The sequence below is a fragment of the Burkholderia arboris genome (assembly GCF_038723655.1).
GTDB classification, from domain to species: Bacteria; Pseudomonadota; Gammaproteobacteria; order Burkholderiales; family Burkholderiaceae; genus Burkholderia; species Burkholderia arboris.
The window spans coordinates 1,060,499-1,080,187 of the sequence record NZ_CP109821.1; the positions used below are offsets into that span (position 1 = coordinate 1,060,499).

Genomic DNA, 19,689 nt, shown 5'->3' on the forward strand with positions numbered 1-19,689 from the left:
ACGGGAACGGGGCAGGCCGGCCGCACGCTTGAAGCGGTGCGACGGCAGCGCGCCGACGGCGCGCGCGAACGGCGCCGCCGGACTCGCGGACGCCATGAGGGTGACGGATGCGGATGGTTTGCGTTGTCATGATGAATCCAGTCGACATTGCGGATCGGGCGCGCGTTACGCAGGGGTGGTGAGACCGCCTGGCCTCGCGCACGTAGATCGCCATCCAGTCCCGAAGATAGCACCGCCACGCGGCGCGAACATGGCCGGGCGGTGATCCGGGCTATCAGGAGGCGATCATGTCGATCATAGGCCCGCCGCGCGGGATCGGGGCGCCGATGCGTGCACATCGGGCTGGAACGCATGCGTGACGGGGCGTGGGCGCGACGGTCGCGCGACGCGCGTTCGCCCGGCGATCCGGGCGGCGGCGGAGTAGGTGTTTACGCGTGGCCGGCCGGAGAGGGCCGGCGAAAGCGCCGGTTGGCGTCGTCGGCGCACGGCCCGCGCGAGCGGGCCGTGCATGCCGGGTGGCCGGCAAAGCGGCCGGCCGGTCAGCCCGCGAGCTTGCGGCGATGGCGCCAGAGGCTCGAGACGGCCGCCACCAGGATCACGGCGAAGCCGATCAGCGCCCAGCCGGGCAGCAGGATGCCGAAGATCGGCGGGTAAACGGTCTCGCACAGGCCGGCGACCTTGAACATGCCGGGGAACCACTGCGCGGGCGGCAGGCTGTCGACGATCGGCTGCAGCGTGTCGAAGCCGCAGCTGAAGCCCGGATTCATCTGGATCGACAGGTGCCGCGCGGCCGTGCCGACGCCACCGGCCGCGGCGATCGCGATCAGCAGTTCGAGCACCCAGACGCCGCGCCAGTTGCGGATCCCGGCGGCCAGGAACGCGAAGATCCCGATCGCGGAGAAGAAGTAGCGCTGGATGATGCACAGCGGGCACGGATCTTCGTTTTTCACGTACTGCAGGTACAGCGCGCCAGCCAGCAGGGCGATGCACGCCCATCCGAGCAGCATCAGCAGGCGGCGTTCACGGCGTAGCGCAAGCGTGTAGTCGTTCATGTCGGCGGGGTTCCTCGTCGGTCGGTCCGGAAAACAATCGCGCGATTTTAGCGCGAACGGTCTGGCACGAAACTGACAGCGCGCGTGCGGCAACCTGCCGCACCGCGCGCATGGCCCGCCGGCGCCGGGCTGGCGCGGTCAGCGGATCGTGTTCAGCACGGCCTCGACCGCCTGGCCGATCGCAAGCAGCGCGTCGTCGCGATGCGGCGCCGCCGTGAGCATCAGGCCGACCGGCGCCGCGTCGCGCGGATGGCACGGCAGCGACAGGCCGCACGCGTCGAGGAAGTTGAACGCGCTCGGGTTGCGCAGGATCAGCGCATTGGTGCGCGTGAACGCGTCGTCGTCCGTTTCGAGGTCGGCGATGCGCGGCGGCACGACCGGCACCGTCGGCGCGACGAGCGCATCGAAGCGTGCCCAGACCGTGTGCGCGGCTTCGTCGAGCATCGCGGCGCGCGCGGCGAGCAGGTCGAGGTAGTCGGCCGCGCTCGCGGGTTCGCCCTTCAGGATCCGCGTGAGCACGCGCGGGTCGTACTGGTCGCGATGCTGGGCGAGCAGCGGGCGATGCCATGCGTACGCCTCGATCGGCGAGAAGCCGAAGCGGTTGATCTCCGGCAGCCGGTCGAGTGCGGGGAAGCGCACTTCGGTGACGATCGCGCCGGCGGCTTCGAGATGCTTGAGCGCGGTGTCGAGCGCGGCTGCAACGTCGGCGTCGACGCCGTCCGTCACGTAGTTCGTCAGCACGCCGAGCCGCACGCCTTCGAGCGGCCGGGCGGCCGGCACGTGCGGCTCGAGGCCCGCGAGCATCCGGTCGACGAGCGCGCAGCACGCGACCGTCAGTCCGATCGGGCCGAACGAGTCGAGCGTCGTCGACAGCGGCACGCCGCCTTGCGTCGGGATCCGGCTCGCGGTCGGCTTGAAGCCCGTCAGCCCGCACAGCGCGGCCGGGATGCGGATCGAGCCGCCGGTGTCGGTGCCGAGCGCGACGGCGGCCATCCCGTCGGCGACGGAGGCGGCCGCCCCGGACGACGAGCCGCCGGAAATCCGCGCATCGCCCGGCACGTCACGGTGATACGGCGAGCGCGGATGGCCGAAATGCGGATTCAGCCCGAGCCCCGAGAACGCGAATTCGCTCATGTTGGTGCGGCCGACCAGCACCGCGCCCGCCCGCTTGAGCCGCGCGACGGCGACCGCATCGGTACGCGCCGCCGGCGCCCCGTCGAGCACGCGCGACCCCGCGCGCGTCACCTGGCCGGCGACGTCGAACAGGTCCTTCACCGACACGGGAATGCCCGCGAGCGGCGACAGCACGGTGCCCGCGGCGCGCAGCCGGTCGTGCGCGTCGGCGGCGGCGCGCGCGTTGTCGGCGTCGACTTCGGTGAAGACGGCCGCGCCCTGACCCGACGGATCGGCGATCCGCTCGAGCGCGGTGTCGACGAGCGCGCGGCTGGTGGTGCGGCCGGCCGCGAGATCGGCGGCGAGCTGGGCGAGCGGGGGGAAGGGCGTGAAAGTGGTCATGGGCGGCTCAGGGGCGAAGATGTTGAAGAAGCGTGGAGCGGAACGAATCGATATGGCCTTCGACGGCTGCGCGTGCGCCGGCGGCGTCGCGCGCGGACAGCCGCCCGAACAGCTCGCGGTGTTCGTGCTGGACGTCGGCGAGATGGTGCGGTTCGGACAGCGTGACGAACCAGAAGCGCAGCGAGCGCTCGTGCAGCGCGCGCAGGATTTCGGCGAGGACCGCGTTGCGCGCGGCCGCGGCGATCGCCTGATGAAACGCGCGGTCGAGCTCCATCATCCCCTCGACGTCGTGCGTATCGACGCAGGCCTGCCCGTCGTCGAGCAGCGCGGCCATGCGCGCGAGATCGTCCGGCGTCGCATGGCGCGCGGCGAGTTCGGCGCAGTGCGCTTCGTTGATGCGCCGCACGTCGATCACCGCGACGATGTCGTCGAGCGACAGTGGCTGCACCATCAATCCCTTGCGCGGCATCACGGACAGCAGCCCTTCGAGCACGAGCCGATGCACGGCCTGGTGCACCGGCGTGCGGCCGATCCCGGTGCGTGCGACGAGGTCGGCTTCGTTGAGCGCGGCGCCCGGCTTCAGGCGCATCGTGATGATGTCGCGCTGAATCAGCGCGTACGCGCGGTCGGCGAGGCTGGCGGCCGGCGCGGCGGGCCGCTCGCGGGTGACGTCGGGCAGGGTACTCATGCGGGGTGCGGCGCGGCGGCCGAACGGGGCGCGATCATGGCGCGGGCAAACGGGATCGGGGGCGATGCATGGATATTATTGTGATATATCACCGGTGTCCAGTGCGGGCGACGAGACGCCGGTGGCGCCGGCACGCAAACGGGGACGCGCCCCGGCGCCGCGTGCGTCGAGTTGCAACAATATCGACAGGATGTTGCAGGTTTGCCGTGCGATCGTGCACTGAAGCATAATGAATCCTCGTCTATCCATACGCGCGAGCGACGTACCAGACCATCGTCATGAGCGAAAACACGTCTTCCCCGGCCGGTCTGCCCGGCACCTTTTCCGCTTCTTCCGATTCCCCCCGTCCCGATCCGGCGAAAACGCCCGATGCGCCGGCAGCCCAGGCTGCCGCGCAGAACGTCGCCGCGGACGGCGCGTCGCCGGTCACGGCGGCATCCGAGCCCGGTGCGCCTGGCGCGGCGGCTGCCGCCGTCGATGGCGTTGCCGCTGCGGCGGCGCCGAAGCCTGGTGCGCCCCCGCCCGGTTTCGGCGCGCAGCCCGATTTCGATTCGCCGCGGCCGCCGCCCGCGAGTGCGCAGAATGTGCCGCCGGCCTACCTGAAGCAGAGCGATACGCCGTGGTCGGTGTTCGGCCGGATCGTCGCGGCCCGTGCGCGGCGGCTGTTCGACCGCGCGGGCCAGCGCATCACGCAGCGCACGCTGCGCATCGGCGTGTCGGCGCGGATCTTCCATCCGGAGCCCGGCGCGAAGGGGTTGCGCGGCAAGACGCTGCAGTATCTCGAGGAATCGATCGCCCACTGGGTGATGTCGCGCGACGTGCTCGTGTTCATGATTCCGACCGTCGGCCACCAGGGCATGATCCACCCGAGCAACATCCGCCTGCGCGACTACGCGAAGCATCTCGACGGCCTGTTGCTGCAGGGCGGCGCCGACGTGTCGCCGCAAACCTACGCGGCATCGGATGTGCGCCCCGAATGGCCGGGCGATCGCGTGCGCGACATGTACGAACTCGAGCTGCTGCATGAATTCGTCGAGTCCGGCAAACCCGTCCTCGGTGTGTGCCGCGGCTGCCAGCTGATCAACGTCGCGTTCGGCGGCTCGCTGTACCAGGACATCGCCACCGATGTGCCGACCGCGAATGCGCACGTGAGCGAGCACTACGACCAGCATCGTCACGCGATCCGCTTCCCGGATTCGTCGACGCTGGCGAGCATGTTCCCCGGGCGCAGCGAAGCGATCGTCAACTCGATCCATCACCAGGCGATCCGCGATCTTGGCCGTGACCTGAACATCGAAGCCGTGTCGGCCGGCGACGGGATCATCGAGGGCATCCGCCATCGCCGTTCGCCATTCGTCGTCGGCGTGCAATGGCACCCGGAGTTCCATCGTGCGGGCGGCTCGGAGCTGCTCGACTGCACGCCGCTGCTCGATGCATTCCTGCGCGCGGCGCGCGAAACGCGCCTGTAGCAAGCCGTCTGCTCCGCGTGGCGCGAGGGCCGGCCGCATCCCGATTAATTCGAGATGCGGCCGTTTCGTTTTGAACGATAATCGCGAGTCCCGATTCGTTCGCCGGAGTCTGACGTTGGCTTTCCGAAATTTTTCCCCTGCACGATGCGCGACGTGGATCGTTGCGCTGGCGGCCTGCGCGCAAGCGGGCGTGGTCTGGTCTGCCGACGCGACCGCCCCCGTCGCCGGTACGCGTCCGGCGGTGACGAGCCTGAGCGGTGGCACCGCGCCGGCAGCTGCGTCGGCTGACGCCGCCACGCAAGGCAACGTTGCCGAGCTGACGCAGATGCTGCGCGACGGCCGGATCGTCGAGATGCGTACCACGTACAACGGCAGTTACGGTGCGAGCCTGCTGTTCGATCCGCGCGAGATGACGTATTACGTCGCGCTGTTCCAGGACAAGAATCTGTGGCGCGTGATCCGCTCGCAGGAGAAGAGCCGCGCGGAGATGGTGTACGCGAACTTCGTCCAGCAGACCGTGCAGCTCGCCGATATCGAGATCCGCCGTACCGAACTGCAGGCGCAGAAAGCGTTTCTCGAACGCGTGATCGCGCTGCAGGCGAATCGTGCGCAGCAACTGCAGGCCGACCTGAGTGTCGCGCGCAGCCAGCAGGCCGAAGTCGCGCAGCGGCAGAAGTCGGCGCAGGAGCAGACGCAGGCGCTGCAGGTCGAGAAGCGCGCCGCGCAGTTGCAGTTGCGCGATCTGCAGGAGCAGGTGCGGCAACTCGAGAAGCAGACCGAGACGGGGCTGCCCGCGCACAAGTAACGAGGGGGCAGACGGACGGCAGAGACGAGCGAAACCCGGCGAAGCGAGCTTCGCCGGGTTTTTTATTGGGCGGCCGTCAGTGCGCGAACGCGTCCGGCATGTCGGTCATGCGGCGGTGCGACAGTTGCGACGTCCAGTCGAAACCGGCAGCGCTCGCGTGCGTTGCGCGGGCGGGCTCGGTGCCGCGCAGCGCGTTTGCCGTCGCGATCAGCGTGAGCGGATCGTCGAGCGTGTCGGTCGCAAGCGGCGGCGGAGCGTGCCGTTCGCGTGCCGGCAGGGTGACTGCAATGTGCTGGCGCGGCGGCCGTGCGGCGAGCCGCCTGACGGTCGGCGTTGCGGCCGCGGGCGGTGCCGGATGAGGATCGTTTGCCCGATGCGGCGATGCCGCGGCAGTGCGCTGCATGTCGGACGTTGCCTTCGGGGGAGGGGGCGCCGGACGACGTGCGACGCCGTGCGGGGCCGGCCGTGATTCGACTGTTTTCGTGACAGGTGTCGCCGCCGTGCGCGGCGGCGCAGCGTGCGTCGACGGGCCGGGCCGATCCGCGGCGGCGCGCACGGTGCCGGTGAGCGACGTAGCGTGATCCGGCGCGGTGCTCGCCATTGGAATCGTGAACACGGGCCCGACACCTGCGGACGGTTCATGCGCGGCGATCAGCCAGCCGATGATGCCGAGCGCGCCGAGGCTCCAGCAGATGGCGTACATCGCGCGCCGGTCATGCGGGCCGCCGGCCGTATGCCGGAAGCGCCGGCCCGCAGCAGCCGGCGTAATGGGCGAACCTGCGGAAGCGGGCACCGGCGTCATCACGGGTAACGGCTGCCAGCGACACGCGCGATGCGGCCGGTCGACGTCGATACAGGATGTCGTCAGTGTCGCAAGGCAGTTCTTGCTGGGCCGCGCGCCGGGCGCGCCGCGAAACTTCCATTCGCGGCCGAACGGCGGCACGCGGTCGAGCGGGGCGACGCGAGGGCGGGCGAGCGCGCCTTCGACGGGAACGAGGGGCGATGGAGTCATGAGGGCGGTGCGCGGTGCGACACGGGTAACCGTGCCGGCGCGGCGCGGAAGTGTCGTCGCAAATCGTGACATTGTGGTCAGCCGGCGAAGGCCGGTCGATCTGATCAATCTGATTCTTGTGCCTGTTTCGGGCCGACTTGTACGAGGCGGATACCGCGACGGCAACGACCGTGCCGGTACAAGGCAAATGTCGGCTTCGCGTGGCATCATTCGCGAATCATGCCGGTGCACGCGTCGTTGTGCGATGCGCCGCCGGCGGGCAGCGATGCCCGTGCGCGCCGGCCCGGTGCGTCGCGCATCGCCGGGTCCATGCGGCGCGGATTCGCGCCATCCGAGCTGAGCGAGAAAAACATGTCCACAGCGTCACACGCCATCGCGCAGGAATCGAAAGTCCGCACCGTGTTCCGGGTCGTCAGCGGCAACTTCCTGGAAATGTACGACTTCATGGTCTACGGGTATTACGCGTCGGCCATCGCGAAAACCTATTTCCCGAGCGGCAACGCATTCGCGTCGTTGATGCTGTCGCTGTCGGTGTTCGGCGCGGGCTTCCTGATGCGGCCGGTCGGTGCGATCGTGCTCGGCGCGTACATCGACCATCACGGTCGTCGCAAGGGGCTGATCCTGACGCTCGGGCTGATGGCGATCGGCACGCTCGCGGTGGCCGCGATACCGGGCTACGCGACGATCGGCGTGCTCGCACCGGTGCTCGTGTTGCTCGGCCGGCTGCTGCAGGGTTTCTCGGCGGGCGTCGAACTCGGCGGCGTGTCGGTCTACCTGTCGGAGATCGCGACGAAGGGGCACAAGGGGTTCTATACGTCGTGGCAGTCGGGCAGCCAGCAGGTGGCCGTGGTGTTCGCCGCGCTCGTCGGCGTGCTGCTGAACCGCGCGCTGCCGGTCGAGGAGATGACGGCGTGGGGCTGGCGCATCCCGTTCCTGATCGGCTGCCTGATCGTGCCGTTCCTGTTCCTGATCCGCCGTTCGCTGAAGGAGACCGACGAATTCCTCGCGAAGCGTCATCGTCCGACGATGGGCGAGATCATGCGCTCGATGCTCGACAACTGGGGCGTCGTGGTCGCCGGCATGGGGATGGTGATCATGACGACGGTGTCGTTCTACATGATCACCGCGTATACGCCGACCTTCGGCAAGGAAGTGCTGCACCTGTCGTCGCTCGACGCGCTCGTCGTGACCGTCTGCGTCGGTATCTCGAACCTCGTGTGGCTGCCGCTGTCCGGCGCGCTGTCCGACCGCATCGGCCGCCGCCCGGTGCTGATCGCGTTCACCGTGCTGACGCTGTTGACGGCTTACCCGGCCGTGCTGTGGCTCGTCGGCGATCCGTCGTTCCTGCGGCTGCTCGCGGTCGAGCTGTGGCTGTCGTTCCTGTATGCGTCGTACAACGGCGCGATGGTCGTCGCGCTGACCGAAGTGATGCCGGCCGACGTGCGCACGGCCGGCTTCTCGCTCGCATACAGCCTTGCGACGACGATCGGCGGGTTCACGCCGGCAATCTCGACGCTGCTGATCCACCAGACGGGCAACAAGGCGGCGCCGGGGCTGTGGCTGAGCGTGGCCGCGGTCTGCGGGCTGATCGCGACGCTCGTGCTGTATCGCACGTCCGAGGCGCGCAACCAGTACAAGGCGGCCTGACGGGCGTCAGCCCGTTGCGCGGCGCTGGCCGTGCATCGCATCGACAAAGGGAGCGCCGTGCGCTCCCTTTGTTCATTTGCGTTCAGGCGTCGCGCAGCTTGCCGGCAACCTTGGCTGCCACGTCGAGCCATTCGCCGGCCGCGGGCTGGCGCGCGATCCTGGCCTGCGGATACCACGGGCAGTCGTCGCCGGTGAACCAGCGCCAGTCGGGCGCGAACGGCAGCATGACCCACAGCGGCTTGCCGAGCGCGCCCGCGAGGTGCGCGACAGCCGTGTCGATCGTGACGACGCCATCGAGCCGCTCGATCAGTGCGGCCGTGTCGGCAAAGTCGTTCAGCCGGCCGTCGAGGCGATGCACGCGCGGATGCGCGTCGACGCGTGCACGTTCGTCGTCGTCGAGGGCGGGCTGCAGCACGATCCAGTCGATGTCCGGCAGCGCGAGCAGCGGCGCGAGCGCGTCGAACGGCATCGAGCGATTTTCCTGCGCCTGCCGGCGCCCCGACCACGCCAGGCCGAACTTGCGCTTCGACTGTCCGCCGAGCGAGCCGCGAAAGCGCCGGCGGGCGCCGTCGGGCGCGTCGAGGTAGCGCGAGCCGCCGACGATGTCGTCCGGCTGAAGCCCGAGCAGGAACGGCAGGCTCATCAGCGTGCAGGCGACCTCCGCAGCCGGCGGCTTGGCGGCACCTTGCGCGACGAGCGTCACGCGCCAGCGCGACGCGGCCGGCGCCAGCAGCGCGACGAGTTCCGGCTGGACTTCGAGCACGACGTGCGCGCAGCGTGCGCGGGCCAGCGGCACGAAGCGGACGAACTGCAGCGTGTCGCCGAACCCCTGTTCCGCCCGGATCAGCAGCGTACGCGACGCAATCGGCTCGCCTTGCCAGCGCGGCAGCGTGCCGAGCGACGTCGCGCCCGGCGTCTCGTGGCGCGCTTCGTAGGCGGGCAGGCCGCGCGTGAAGTCGCCGAGCGTCAGCAGCGTGACCGCGCGGTGCAGCCGCGCGAGCGTGAGATCGGGGGCGACCCGCAGCGCCTGGTCGAACGCGCGCAGCGCCATCTCGTGTGCGCAGAGCGCGTGATGCGCGTTGCCGAGATTGAGCCATGCGAGGCCGAACGACGGATCGAGGCCGACGGCGCGCTCGTAATAGGGCAGTGCGTCGCGATGGCGTGCCTGCGCGCAGAGCGCGTTCGCCAGCCCGAACAGCGCGAGCGGAAACGGCGGGTGCAGCGCGAGCGCGGTTTCGAACGCGGCGGCCGCTTCGGCATGCCGGCCGACTGCTTCGAACGTGTTGCCGAGATTGAAATGCGCGGCGACGAAGCGCGGCTGCGCGGCGATCGCGGCCTGGAAGTGCGTGATCGCGTCGTCGGCGCGGCCCATCGCGTTCAGCGCCATCGCGAGGTTGTTGTGCGCGCCCGCATGCCCGGGGCGCAGCTCGAGCGCACGGCCGAACGCGGCAAGCGCTTCGTCGTGGCGGCCGAGCGCGTTCAGCGCGTTGCCGAGATTGTTGTAGATCGATGCGTCGTCGGGCGTGAGCCGTAGCGCGCGGCCGAACGCATCGATCGCATCGTCGTGACGCTGCAGTGCCGCATACGCGTTGCCGAGGTTGTAGTGCGCGAGCGGAAATTCGGGCGCGAGCGTCAGCGCGTTGCGGAAGCGGTCGATTGCTTCGTCGAGGCGGCCGAGCGCTTTCAGCGCGTTGCCGAGATTGAGCTGCAGCGCGGCATCGCCCGGACGCAGCGCGACGGCGCGCCCGACGAGATCGGCTGCCTCGGCGTGCTGGCCCTGCTGGTGCCGCAGCACGCCGAACAGGTGCAGCGCGTCGGCGTCGGCGGGGTTGGAGGCGAGCGCGTTGCGATAGCCGTGCTCGGCCTCGGCGAGGTGGCCTGCGCGGTGTGCGGCGTACGCCCGGTCGAATGCGGAATCCATGACGCGAAAACTGACGGAAAGCAGGTATTTTCCCACACCGCGCGATGATGCCGCGCATCGGCCGGTCGGCATATGGCCCCGTCACGCGGAGCGGCGTAGACTTGCAGGATCGCGTGTCATCGAGGTTCGCATGGCTGACACACTGTCCGATATCCCGCCCGTGCTGATCGTCGGCGCGGGGCCGACCGGTCTTGCCGCGGCGATGAGCCTCGCGCGGGCCCGTGTGCCGGTGCGCATCATCGATCGCCTCGCGGCACCCGCGCCGCATTCGCGCGCGATCGGCATCCAGGCGCGCACACTCGAGCTGCTGGAGCAGCATCGCGCGGTCGAACCGTTTCTCGCGCTCGGCCATCGCGCGCATGCGGCCGCACTGCACGCCGACGGCCGCGTGATCGCGCGGCTCGATTTCGATCCGCTGCAAACGCGCTATCCGTATCTGCTGTTTCTCGACCAGAGCATCACCGAGCGGCTGCTCGCCGAGCACCTGGCTGCGCTGGGCGTGACCGTCGAGCGCGGCGCGGTACTGGCCGCATGCGACGCAGGCGGCACATCGCTCGGCGTGACGATCCACCGCGCCGATGGCCGCGACGAGTCGTTCGCACCGTCATACCTGATTGCCGCCGACGGCGCGCACAGCACCGTCAGGCATCTGCTCGGTCTGGGCTTTACCGGGCATGCGTTCGAACAGACTTTCCTGCTGGCCGATTTCGCGGCGATACCCGACTGGCCGGATGAAGAGATCCACCTGTTCGCAACGCCCGAAGGCATGGCGGGCCTGTTTCCGATGGGCGACGGCCGTTACCGGCTCGTCGCCGACCGGCCGCCCGGCAGCGACGCGTCGCCCGACGCGCCGACGCCGTCGCTCGCGGAATGCGATGCAATCGTTCGTGCTCGCGTGGGCGTATCGATCTCGCCGAGCGATCTCGCGTGGTCGTCCTATTTCCACCTGCACAGCCGGATGGTCGACCGGCTGCGCCACGGCCGCGTGTTCTTCGCGGGCGACGCTGCGCACGTCCACAGCCCGGCCGGCGCGCAGGGCATGAACACCGGCATCCAGGAGGCGTTCAACCTGGGCTGGAAGCTCGCGCGCGTGCTCGGCGCGGGCACGCCCGAGCGGTTGCTCGACACGTATCACGCGGAGCGCCATCCGATCGAGCGCGATGTGTTGCGGCAGACCAGTTTCGTCACGCAGGTCGTCGAAGCCGAGCGCGGCGCGATGAAGCTGCTGCGCGATCATGTCGTGCCGCTGCTGGCGTCGTTCGGGCCGATGCGCGATGCGGTAAGGCGCACGGTCAGCGAGCTCGGCGTGCAGTACCGGAAGAGTCCGCTCACGCTGGAGCGCGTGCTCGACGGCGGTCCACGCGCAGGCGAGCGGGCGCCCGATGCACTCGTGCACGTGCTCGACGGGCCGCTCGGTCGCGCGCCCGGAACGGCGCGGCTATACGATCTTCACGATCCGGCGAGCTTCACGCTGTTGCTGCTGGAAGATCCGGTGAATGCCGCCACCGGCGAAGTGCCGCCGATGCCGGCCGATGCGCAGGCGCTCGTGCAGGGGCTCGAACGGGTCATGCCGGACGCGGTGCGCGTGTGGCGCGTCGCCGATGCCGAGGGCGACGGCGCCGCCGGGCTGGCGCAGGAATACGGCCGCTCGCGGCCGTCGTTCTATCTGCTGCGGCCCGACGGTTATGTTGCCGCGCGCGGGCGCACGGCAACCGACGCGAACGGGCTGCTGCGCCACTGCGAAAGCTGGTTCGCGGGCATGACGCAGTCCGCGTAGCGGCGCGATCAGGCGCTCGCGGCGGCGGGCACGAGCGATGCGCGGTAGGTGGCGATCGCGTCGCGCACGATCGGTGCCGCGCGTTGCGCGCCTTCGCCCGACGGATCGTCGAGCGCGGCGAGCAACGCGCGGCGCATCCGCGGTTCCCAGAAGCGCCGGATATGGTCGGCGATGCCGGCCAGCGCTTCGTCGCGATCGGGCATCGACTCGAAGAATGCGCCGATCTGGTTGGCCATGTCGATCAGGTGTTCGTGGTTCATCGCGGCCTCACTTGCCTGTCGTCACGGTATCGGGCGTGGCCGCGCGGCGCTCGAGCAGGTCGATCTGCTCCGCATTGAAGCGCGCGTACGCGCGTTGCCAGTCGGAAGGCTGCGCAACCGGCATCACCTGCACGGCCGTCACCTTGTACTCGGGGCAATTCGTCGCCCAGTCGGAGCTGTCGGTCGTGATCACGTTCGCGCCCGATTCGGGGAAGTGGAACGTCGTGTACACGACACCCGGCTGCATGCGCTCCGTCACGAGCGCGCGCAGCACCGTATGCCCGGCGCGCGATTCGATGCCGACCCAGTCGTCGCTCCGGATCCCGCGATCCTGCGCGTCGTGCGGATGGATCTCGAGGCGGTCCTCTTCGTGCCACCGGACGTTTTCCGTCCGGCGCGTCTGCGCGCCGACGTTGTATTGCGACAGGATGCGGCCCGTCGTCAGGATCAGCGGATAGCGCTGCGTGACCTTCTCCGGCGTCGGAATGAACTGGGTGATCACGAACCGGCCCTTGCCGCGCACGAACGCGTCGATGTGCATGGTCGGCGTGCCTTCCGGGGCGTGTTCGTTGCACGGCCACTGGATGCTGCCGAGTGCGTCGAGCTTCTCGTACGACACGCCCGAGAAGGTCGGCGTGAGCCGCGCGATCTCGTCCATGATTTCCGACGGATGCGTGTAGTGCATGTCGTAGCCGAGCGCCTGCGACAGCAGCAGCGTCACTTCCCAGTCCGCATAGCCCGCGAGCGGCGGCATCACCTTGCGCACGCGCGAGATGCGGCGCTCGGCGTTCGTGAACGTGCCGTCCTTCTCGAGGAACGTCGAGCCCGGCAGCAGCACATGTGCGTATTTCGCGGTCTCGTTCAGGAAGATGTCCTGCACGACGATGCATTCCATGGCCGACAGCGCGGCCGCCACGTGCTGCGTGTTCGGGTCCGACTGGACGATGTCCTCGCCCTGGCAGTAGAGCCCCTTGAAGCTGCCGTCGAGCGCCGCGTCGAACATGTTCGGGATGCGCAGCCCCGGTTCCGGTTGCAGCGTGGCCGACCACGCCTGCTCGAACTGCGTGCGTACGACCGCGTCGCCGATGTGCCGGTAGCCGGGCAGTTCGTGCGGGAACGAGCCCATGTCGCACGAACCCTGCACGTTGTTCTGGCCGCGCAGCGGATTGACGCCGACGCCTTCGCGGCCGAGGTTGCCGGTTGCCATCGCGAGGTTCGCGATGCCCATCACCGTCGTCGAGCCTTGCGCGTGTTCGGTGACGCCCAGCCCGTAATAGATCGCGGCATTGCCGCCCGTCGCATAGAGGCGTGCGGCTTCGCGCACGCGTTCGGCCGGCACGCCCGTCACGCCGGCGGTCGCCTCCGGAGAATTCTCTTCGCGCGACACGAATTCGCGCCATTGCTCGAATGCGCGCGTGTCGCAGCGCTCGGCGACGAACGCGTCGGCAACGAGCCCTTCGGTGACGATCACGTGCGCGAGCGCGTTGACGATCGCGACATTGGTGCCGGGGCGCAGCTGCAGGTGGTGCGTGGCCTTCACGTGCGGGCCGTCGACGACGTCGATGCGGCGCGGGTCGATCACGATCAGCTTCGCGCCTTCGCGCACGCGGCGCTTCATCCGCGAGCCGAACACCGGGTGGCCGTCGGTCGGGTTCGCGCCCATCACGACGATCACGTCGGCCTGGCCGACCGATGCGAACGTCTGCGTGCCGGCCGATTCGCCGAGCGTCGTCTTGAGACCATAGCCGGTCGGCGAATGGCACACGCGTGCGCAGGTATCGACGTTGTTGTTGCCGAACGCGGCGCGCACGAGCTTCTGCACGAGATAGGTTTCCTCGTTCGTGCAGCGCGACGACGTGATGCCGCCGATCGAATCGCGGCCGTACTTCTGCTGCAGCTTGCGGAATTGCGTTGCCGCGTAGGTGAGCGCTTCGTCCCAGCTCACTTCGCGCCACGGGTCGGTGATCTTCTCGCGGATCATCGGCTTCGTGATGCGGTCCTTGTGCGTTGCATAGCCCCACGCGAAGCGTCCCTTCACGCACGCGTGGCCTTCGTTCGCGAGGCCGTTCTTGTGCGGCGTCATGCGAACGACCTGGGTGCCCTTCATTTCGGCCTTGAACGAGCAGCCGACGCCGCAGTACGCGCAGGTCGTGACGACCGAGTGTTCGGCCTGCCCGAGCTGCACGACGGATTTTTCCTGCAGCGTGGCAGTCGGGCATGCGGCGACGCATGCGCCGCACGACACGCATTCCGACGCCATGAACGATTCGCTTTCGCCCGCGGCCACACGCGATTCGAAACCGCGCGCGGCGATCGTCAGCGCGAAGGTGCCCTGCGTTTCCTCGCATGCGCGCACGCAGCGATTGCAGACGATGCACTTCGACGGGTCGTACGTGAAGTACGGGTTCGATTCGTCCTTGCGGTCCTTCAGGTGATTCGCGCCGTCGAAGCCGTAGCGCACCTCGCGCAACCCGACGACGCCCGCCATGTCCTGCAGCTCGCAGTCGCCGTTGGCGGGGCAGGTGAGGCAGTCGAGCGGATGGTCGGAGATGTACAGCTCCATCACGTTGCGGCGCAGCGACTGCAGCCGGTCCGATTGCGTGCGCACCTTCATGCCGGCTTCGGCAGGTGTCGTGCACGACGCCGGATAACCGCGCCGGCCTTCGATCTCGACGAGGCACAGCCGGCACGAGCCGAACGGTTCGAGCGAATCGGTCGCGCAGAGCTTCGGGACATTGACGCCGGCCTCGATCGCCGCGCGCATCACCGACGTGCCGGCCGGCACCGTGACCGGCTGGCCGTCGATTTCGAGCGTGACGTCGGTATCGGCATGCCGTTGCGGCGTGCCGTAATCGGTATCGTCGAACGGGTCGCGGGCACGCGCCTGCGCGGCGCTCTTGCATGCGCATTGGCCTGAGCCGCAGCCGCCTTGGCGGACGTTGTTCGTGTCGAGGGACATGCAGGGCTCCTTCTGGGTCAGGCCGCGGCCTTGACCGGGCCCGACGCGGCATCCTTGCCGGCGAGCCCGAAATCTTCGGGGAAATGATCGAGCGCGGACAGCACCGGGTACGGCGTCATCCCGCCCATCGCGCACAGCGAACCGGCCAGCATCGTGTCGCACAGGTCGCGCAGCAGCGTGACCTGGCGCTCCGACGTATCGCCGTCGCGAATGCGTGCGATCGTCTCGACGCCGCGCGTCGAACCGATCCGGCACGGCGTGCACTTGCCGCACGATTCGATCGCGCAGAACTTCATCGCGTATTCGGCCAGCTCGGCGAGGTTCGACGTGTCGTCGTGCAGTACGATGCCGCCATGACCGACGACCGCGCCGATCGCCGTGTAAGCCTCGTAGTCGAGCGGCACGTCCCACTGATGGTCGGGCAGGTAGGTGCCGAGCGGGCCGCCGACCTGTGCGGCGCGAGCGGGCCGGCCGCTGGCCGTGCCGCCGCCGAAGTCGAACAGCAGCTCGCGCAGCGTGACGCCGAACGCAAGCTCGACGAGACCGCCGTGACGGATGTTGCCCGCGAGCTGGAACGGCAGCGTGCCGCGCGAGCGGCCCATCCCGTAGTCGCGATAGAACGCGGCGCCGCGCGCGAAGATCACGGGCGCCGTCGCGAGCGTGATCACGTTGTTGATGACGGTCGGCTGGCCAAACAGGCCCGCCAGCGCGGGCAGCGGCGGCTTCGCGCGCACGACGCCGCGCTTGCCTTCGAGCGATTCGAGCAGCGCCGTTTCCTCGCCGCATACATACGAGCCCGCGCCTTTCGCGACGTGCAGCTCGAATGCGTGCGCGGAGCCGAGCACGTGCTCGCCGAGCCAGCCGGCTTCACGCGCGCGGACGATCGCGGCTTCGAGCGTCGCGATCGCGTGCGGGTATTCGCTGCGCACGTAGATGTAGCCGATCGTCGCGCCCGTCGCGATGCCCGCGATGATCATCCCTTCGATCAGGCAGTACGGATCGCATTCCATGAGCAGGCGGTCGGAGAAGGTGCCCGAATCGCCTTCGTCCGCGTTGCAGACGATGTACTTCTGCGCGGCGCGCGCGTTCCGCACGGTGCGCCACTTGATGCCGGCCGGGAATGCCGCACCGCCGCGGCCGCGCAGCCCCGATTCGAGCAGCGTTTCGCACGCGGCATCGCCGTCGAGCGCGAGTGCGTTCTTCAGGCCGGCGAGGCCTTCGTGCTGCAGGTAATCGTCGATCGACAGCGGATCGGTCAGGCCGATGCGCGCGAACGTGAGCCGCTGCTGGCGCGCGAGATAGGGCAGTGCGTCGACGAGGCCGACGGCGCTCGGATGCGTGCCGCCTTCGAGCCAGTTGGCGTCGAACAGGGCCCGCACGTCGGCGGCCGACAGGTTCGCATAGCCCACGCGGCCCGCGGCCGTGCCGATCTCGACGAGCGGCTCGAGCCACAGCAATCCGCGCGAGCCGTTGCGGACCAGTTCGATCGCGACGCCGCGCCGTTCGGCTTCCGCGACGATCGCGGCGGCAAGCGCGTCGGCGCCGAGCGCCAGCGCGGACGAATCGCGCGGAACGTAGATGCGGGTCGTCATGCGGCCTCCGGCGTGTGGGCGACCGCGTCGGCGAGCAGCGCGTCGAATTTTTCCGGTGTGACTTTCGCGTGCAGCACGCCGTTGACCGTCAGCGACGGCGATTGCGCACACAGACCGAGGCAGTAGACCGATTCGAGCGCGACGGCGTCCGGCGCGTGTGCGGCCGCGGCCTCGTCGTGCGCCGCGTCGAACCGGCAGCCGGTGCGCGCTTCCGCGTGAGCGGCCAGCGTTTCGCAGCCCATGCTGCGGCACGCTTCGGCGCGACACATCTGGATCGTCACGCGCGCGGGCGGCGCAGTGCGGAAGTGGTGGTAATAGGTCAGTACGCCGTGCACTTCGGCACGCGACAGGTTCAACGCTTTGGCGAGCGGCGCGACGCAGCCCGGCGGCACGTAGCCCGCGTCGTCCTGGATCGCGTGCAGGATCGCGACGAGCGACCGGCCGGCGCGCGCATGGCGCTCGACGAGCGCGTCGGGCGCAGGGGAATTCGGGGACATCGGTTATGCTCCTCCAAAGTCTCATATGCGCTCGAAATTCATATAGTGCGCATCGCGACTTCGTTCTGATTGATTTTGACCAACGATAAGCGGAAGATTTGGCAGTCGCAATAGGAAATCGGAGTGCATAATTGATTCGAATCGAATGCGACGCGTATCTGACCGTACGCGACACGGAGGGCCGTTCGGCCAGCCTGTCAGACGTCGCGCCGCTGCTGGAACTCGTGGCCGACACGGGCAGCATTGCGCAGGCGGCGCAAGCCAAGGGGCTGTCGTACCGGCACGCGTGGGGCATGCTGCGCGCGCTGGAGTCGTGCATCGGCGGTGAGCTGATCGAAACCGCGCGCGGCAAGGGTTCGACGTTGTCGGCGCTCGGGCAGGCCGTCGTCGATGCGCAGCGTCTCGTACGCAGCCGGCTCGACGGAAACTTGCGCACGCTGGCGGCCGAGGTGGCGAGCGACCTGAACCGGCGTCTCGCGCAGCGCGACGGCGCCGTGCGAATCCACGCGTCGCACGGCTACGCGGTCGCGACGCTCGTCTCCGCGCTCGTCGATGCGCAGGCGGCCGTCGACATCAAGTATCGCGAGAGCGTCGAGGCCGTGCAGGCACTCGCCCGCGGCGAGTGCGACCTCGCCGGCTTCCATTTGCCGCGCGGCGCGTTTCGCGCGCAGTGTGCGCAGATCTACCGGCCCTGGCTCGACGACACGCGCCATGTGCTGATCCACCTGACGCGCCGCCAGCAGGGGCTGTTCGTCCCGCGCGGCAACCCGAAGCAGGTCAGCGGGCTTGCGGACCTCGCGCGCAACGACATCCGCTTCGTCAACCGGCAGCCGGGGTCGGGCACGCGCATGCTGCTGGATCTCGCGCTGCGCGCGATCGGCATCGATCCGGAGCGCATCGACGGCTACGCGTCGGCCGAGCTCACGCATTCGGCGATCGCGGCGTTCGTCGCGAGCGGGATGGCCGACCTCGGCTTCGGCGTCGAGCCGGCCGCCCATCATTTCGGGCTCGACTTCATCCCGGTCGTGGACGAAGACTATTACTTCGCATGCGAACGCGCGCGGCTCGATGCGCGGCCGCTTGCCGGCGTGCTGGCGCTGCTGCGTGACGCGCGCTTCGTCGAGCGCGTCGCGCATCTCGACGGTTACGATCCGGCCGCATGCGGCACGCTGACGAGCATCGCGACGGGATTGGCCGGCGGCGACGGCACGTACGCGCAGGACGGCAATTCGCGGTAACGGGGACGCGATCGAGCCGCGCTGCAACAGCAGGGGATTTGCGCTACGCTTGCCGCTTGATCAACGTTCCAACAAGCACGCCGTTCAGGCGTCATTCCGCCATGAAATTTTCCGTTCCCCTCGCCGCGGCAGCGTTGACCGCGGGGCTGTTGGTCGTCGCTTCGCCGTTTGCGTTTGCGCAGAATTCCCCGGGCGTGCCCGGCGGCATCCTGAGCGAACAGTTTCGCCTGAACGAGCATCCGCAGATGCCGTTCGCGGCGTCGGCGCCGTCGCAGAAATACCAGGGCAGCAAGAAGTCGGCGTTGCGCCGCAAGGGCGACCTGGGCGACCCGAACGGCTGCAACCTGAAGTGCCCGATGGATACCCGGTAAGGCTCTGACTGGCGTATTCGTGCCGGGACGGCGCGGGCGTGCTTGTGCACAACGACCCGATCGCCTGACCGACGGCTGTACGCGTTCCGTTCCGAACCTGGCTGTGATCGAGCCCCGCGAAGCGTTGCTGCTTCGCGGGGCTCGTGCTTTTCGGCAGGCCCGCACGCAACGCGGCGCCATGTGAAGCCGCCGTTTTCACGCGTTGCCGCTTCGCCAGCCAATCTAGGGTTAACCCGTAATTCAGGAAGGATGTCTTCCAGAAACCTGCCTTATTCTTAAGCATCCGCCTACATAAACTTCGGGTTGTCAGCGATGAACAAGGTGTTCACCGCGAACACAGACAAATCTGGAGGTAGGTCATCATGAAGTCGCTCGTTCAAGCTGTTGTCGTTGCCGCTGCTCTCGTTGCCCCGGTCGTGTCGTTCGCCCAGTCGGGCTCGACGATCACCCGCGCGCAGGTCCGTGCCGAACTGGTCCAGCTCCAGCAGGCCGGTTACAACTCCGCCCGCGGCGAAGATCCGCACTACCCGGAAGCGATCCAGGCAGCGACGGCCCGTGTTGCAGAGCAGCAGCGTGCACTGGCGCAGGCGCAAGGTGCCGACGCCAGCGGCTACGGTGCGCAGGCACAGGGCGCATCCGCATCGGGTTCGCGTGCAATGGGCGTGCGCCCGGCCAGTGCTGAAGAAATGAAGTCGCTGTATCGCGGCAGCTAAGCTGCACGTCGCCCGATCTGCACGAGCATGGGGGCGGCGATGCGCTGCGCCCGAAGCCGGGGCAACCGGGCTGGCCGCTGCCCGGTGCAACCGATGACTGCGCGGGCGCGGCAGAACACCTGTCACCTCCTGCCGCCGGAGCACCGGTGGCATTCCGCCCGGCCGCCCGTCCG

The 19,689-nt window shown here is 69.0% G+C and carries 17 protein-coding genes; 7 read left to right on the forward strand and 10 right to left on the reverse strand.

Annotated elements, in window-relative coordinates; translation table 11 throughout:
- Window positions 1–539: 539 nt before the first annotated feature.
- The 3 genes from OHZ10_RS05040 to OHZ10_RS05050 form a co-directional block, all read right to left on the reverse strand.
- A complete protein-coding gene (locus tag OHZ10_RS05040) occupies window positions 540–1,052 on the reverse strand; it encodes a disulfide bond formation protein B (protein ID WP_059235535.1) in 513 nt (170 codons plus the stop codon).
- A gap of 138 nt (window positions 1,053–1,190) precedes the next feature.
- Window positions 1,191–2,567, reverse strand: a complete 1,377-nt coding sequence (locus OHZ10_RS05045; RefSeq protein ID WP_342703831.1) for an amidase — start codon at window positions 2,565–2,567, stop codon at window positions 1,191–1,193.
- 7 nt (window positions 2,568–2,574) lie between these two features.
- Window positions 2,575–3,255 (reverse strand): GntR family transcriptional regulator, encoded by a 681-nt coding sequence (locus OHZ10_RS05050; protein WP_059235531.1) that lies wholly within the window; start codon window positions 3,253–3,255, stop codon window positions 2,575–2,577.
- A 278-nt stretch (window positions 3,256–3,533) separates the two neighbouring features.
- Here OHZ10_RS05050 and OHZ10_RS05055 point away from each other — a divergent pair, with 278 nt between their 5' ends.
- On the forward strand, window positions 3,534–4,724 hold the full coding sequence (locus OHZ10_RS05055) for a gamma-glutamyl-gamma-aminobutyrate hydrolase family protein (protein WP_059235529.1): 1,191 nt from the start codon (window positions 3,534–3,536) through the stop codon (window positions 4,722–4,724).
- Between the two features lie 115 nt (window positions 4,725–4,839).
- A complete protein-coding gene (locus tag OHZ10_RS05060) occupies window positions 4,840–5,529 on the forward strand; it encodes a DUF2968 domain-containing protein (RefSeq protein ID WP_342703833.1) in 690 nt (229 codons plus the stop codon).
- Window positions 5,530–5,605: 76 nt separating this feature from the next.
- Here the strand turns inward: OHZ10_RS05060 and OHZ10_RS05065 are convergent, their stop codons facing one another.
- Together OHZ10_RS05065 and OHZ10_RS05070 are read right to left on the reverse strand one after the other, a co-directional pair.
- A complete protein-coding gene (locus OHZ10_RS05065) occupies window positions 5,606–6,541 on the reverse strand; it encodes a hypothetical protein (RefSeq protein ID WP_342703834.1) in 936 nt (311 codons plus the stop codon).
- A gap of 206 nt (window positions 6,542–6,747) precedes the next feature.
- Window positions 6,748–6,894 carry a hypothetical protein gene (locus tag OHZ10_RS05070; protein WP_155627165.1) on the reverse strand — a complete coding sequence of 49 codons (147 nt, stop codon included), beginning with the start codon at window positions 6,892–6,894 and terminating at the stop codon, window positions 6,748–6,750.
- On the opposite strand from OHZ10_RS05070, the gene OHZ10_RS05075 reads away from it, so the two are divergent.
- Window positions 6,893–8,188 carry an MFS transporter gene (locus tag OHZ10_RS05075; RefSeq protein WP_059235522.1) on the forward strand — a complete coding sequence of 432 codons (1,296 nt, stop codon included), beginning with the start codon at window positions 6,893–6,895 and terminating at the stop codon, window positions 8,186–8,188. The two genes, OHZ10_RS05070 and OHZ10_RS05075, sit on opposite strands and share 2 nt — an antisense overlap.
- 82 nt (window positions 8,189–8,270) lie before the next feature.
- On the opposite strand, the gene OHZ10_RS05080 is transcribed toward OHZ10_RS05075, so the two are convergent.
- Entirely contained in the window at window positions 8,271–10,109 is a 1,839-nt protein-coding gene (locus OHZ10_RS05080) for a tetratricopeptide repeat protein (protein WP_425394776.1), read from the reverse strand.
- A gap of 130 nt (window positions 10,110–10,239) precedes the next feature.
- On the opposite strand from OHZ10_RS05080, the gene OHZ10_RS05085 reads away from it, so the two are divergent.
- Window positions 10,240–11,886 carry an FAD-dependent monooxygenase gene (locus OHZ10_RS05085; RefSeq protein WP_059235519.1) on the forward strand — a complete coding sequence of 549 codons (1,647 nt, stop codon included), beginning with the start codon at window positions 10,240–10,242 and terminating at the stop codon, window positions 11,884–11,886.
- Window positions 11,887–11,894: 8 nt separating this feature from the next.
- On the opposite strand, the gene OHZ10_RS05090 is transcribed toward OHZ10_RS05085, so the two are convergent.
- Genes OHZ10_RS05090 through OHZ10_RS05105 form a run of 4 tightly spaced genes read right to left on the reverse strand, consistent with a single transcriptional unit; the run spans window position 11,895 to window position 17,194 of the window.
- Window positions 11,895–12,146, reverse strand: coding sequence for a formate dehydrogenase subunit delta (locus OHZ10_RS05090; protein WP_059235517.1), 252 nt, complete (start codon window positions 12,144–12,146; stop codon window positions 11,895–11,897).
- Between the two features lie 7 nt (window positions 12,147–12,153).
- Window positions 12,154–15,105, reverse strand: coding sequence for a formate dehydrogenase subunit alpha (gene fdhF / locus OHZ10_RS05095; protein WP_059235514.1), 2,952 nt, complete (start codon window positions 15,103–15,105; stop codon window positions 12,154–12,156).
- A 17-nt stretch (window positions 15,106–15,122) separates the two neighbouring features.
- Complete coding sequence (locus OHZ10_RS05100; protein WP_342703838.1) at window positions 15,123–16,697, reverse strand: formate dehydrogenase beta subunit; 1,575 nt, start codon at window positions 16,695–16,697, stop codon at window positions 15,123–15,125.
- Complete coding sequence (locus OHZ10_RS05105) at window positions 16,694–17,194, reverse strand: NAD(P)H-dependent oxidoreductase subunit E (protein ID WP_059235511.1); 501 nt, start codon at window positions 17,192–17,194, stop codon at window positions 16,694–16,696. The genes OHZ10_RS05100 and OHZ10_RS05105 overlap by 4 nt, the downstream gene beginning before the upstream one ends.
- Before the next feature lie 131 nt (window positions 17,195–17,325).
- Between OHZ10_RS05105 and OHZ10_RS05110 the strand changes: the two genes are divergently transcribed.
- The 3 genes from OHZ10_RS05110 to OHZ10_RS05120 all read left to right on the forward strand — a co-directional run bounded on the left by OHZ10_RS05110 (window position 17,326) and on the right by OHZ10_RS05120 (window position 19,516).
- Window positions 17,326–18,432 (forward strand): substrate-binding domain-containing protein, encoded by a 1,107-nt coding sequence (locus OHZ10_RS05110; RefSeq protein WP_342703840.1) that lies wholly within the window; start codon window positions 17,326–17,328, stop codon window positions 18,430–18,432.
- Between the two features lie 101 nt (window positions 18,433–18,533).
- Complete coding sequence (locus OHZ10_RS05115) at window positions 18,534–18,803, forward strand: hypothetical protein (RefSeq protein WP_059235507.1); 270 nt, start codon at window positions 18,534–18,536, stop codon at window positions 18,801–18,803.
- A gap of 362 nt (window positions 18,804–19,165) precedes the next feature.
- A complete protein-coding gene (locus OHZ10_RS05120; RefSeq protein ID WP_059235505.1) occupies window positions 19,166–19,516 on the forward strand; it encodes a DUF4148 domain-containing protein in 351 nt (116 codons plus the stop codon).
- Window positions 19,517–19,689: the final 173 nt, after the last annotated feature.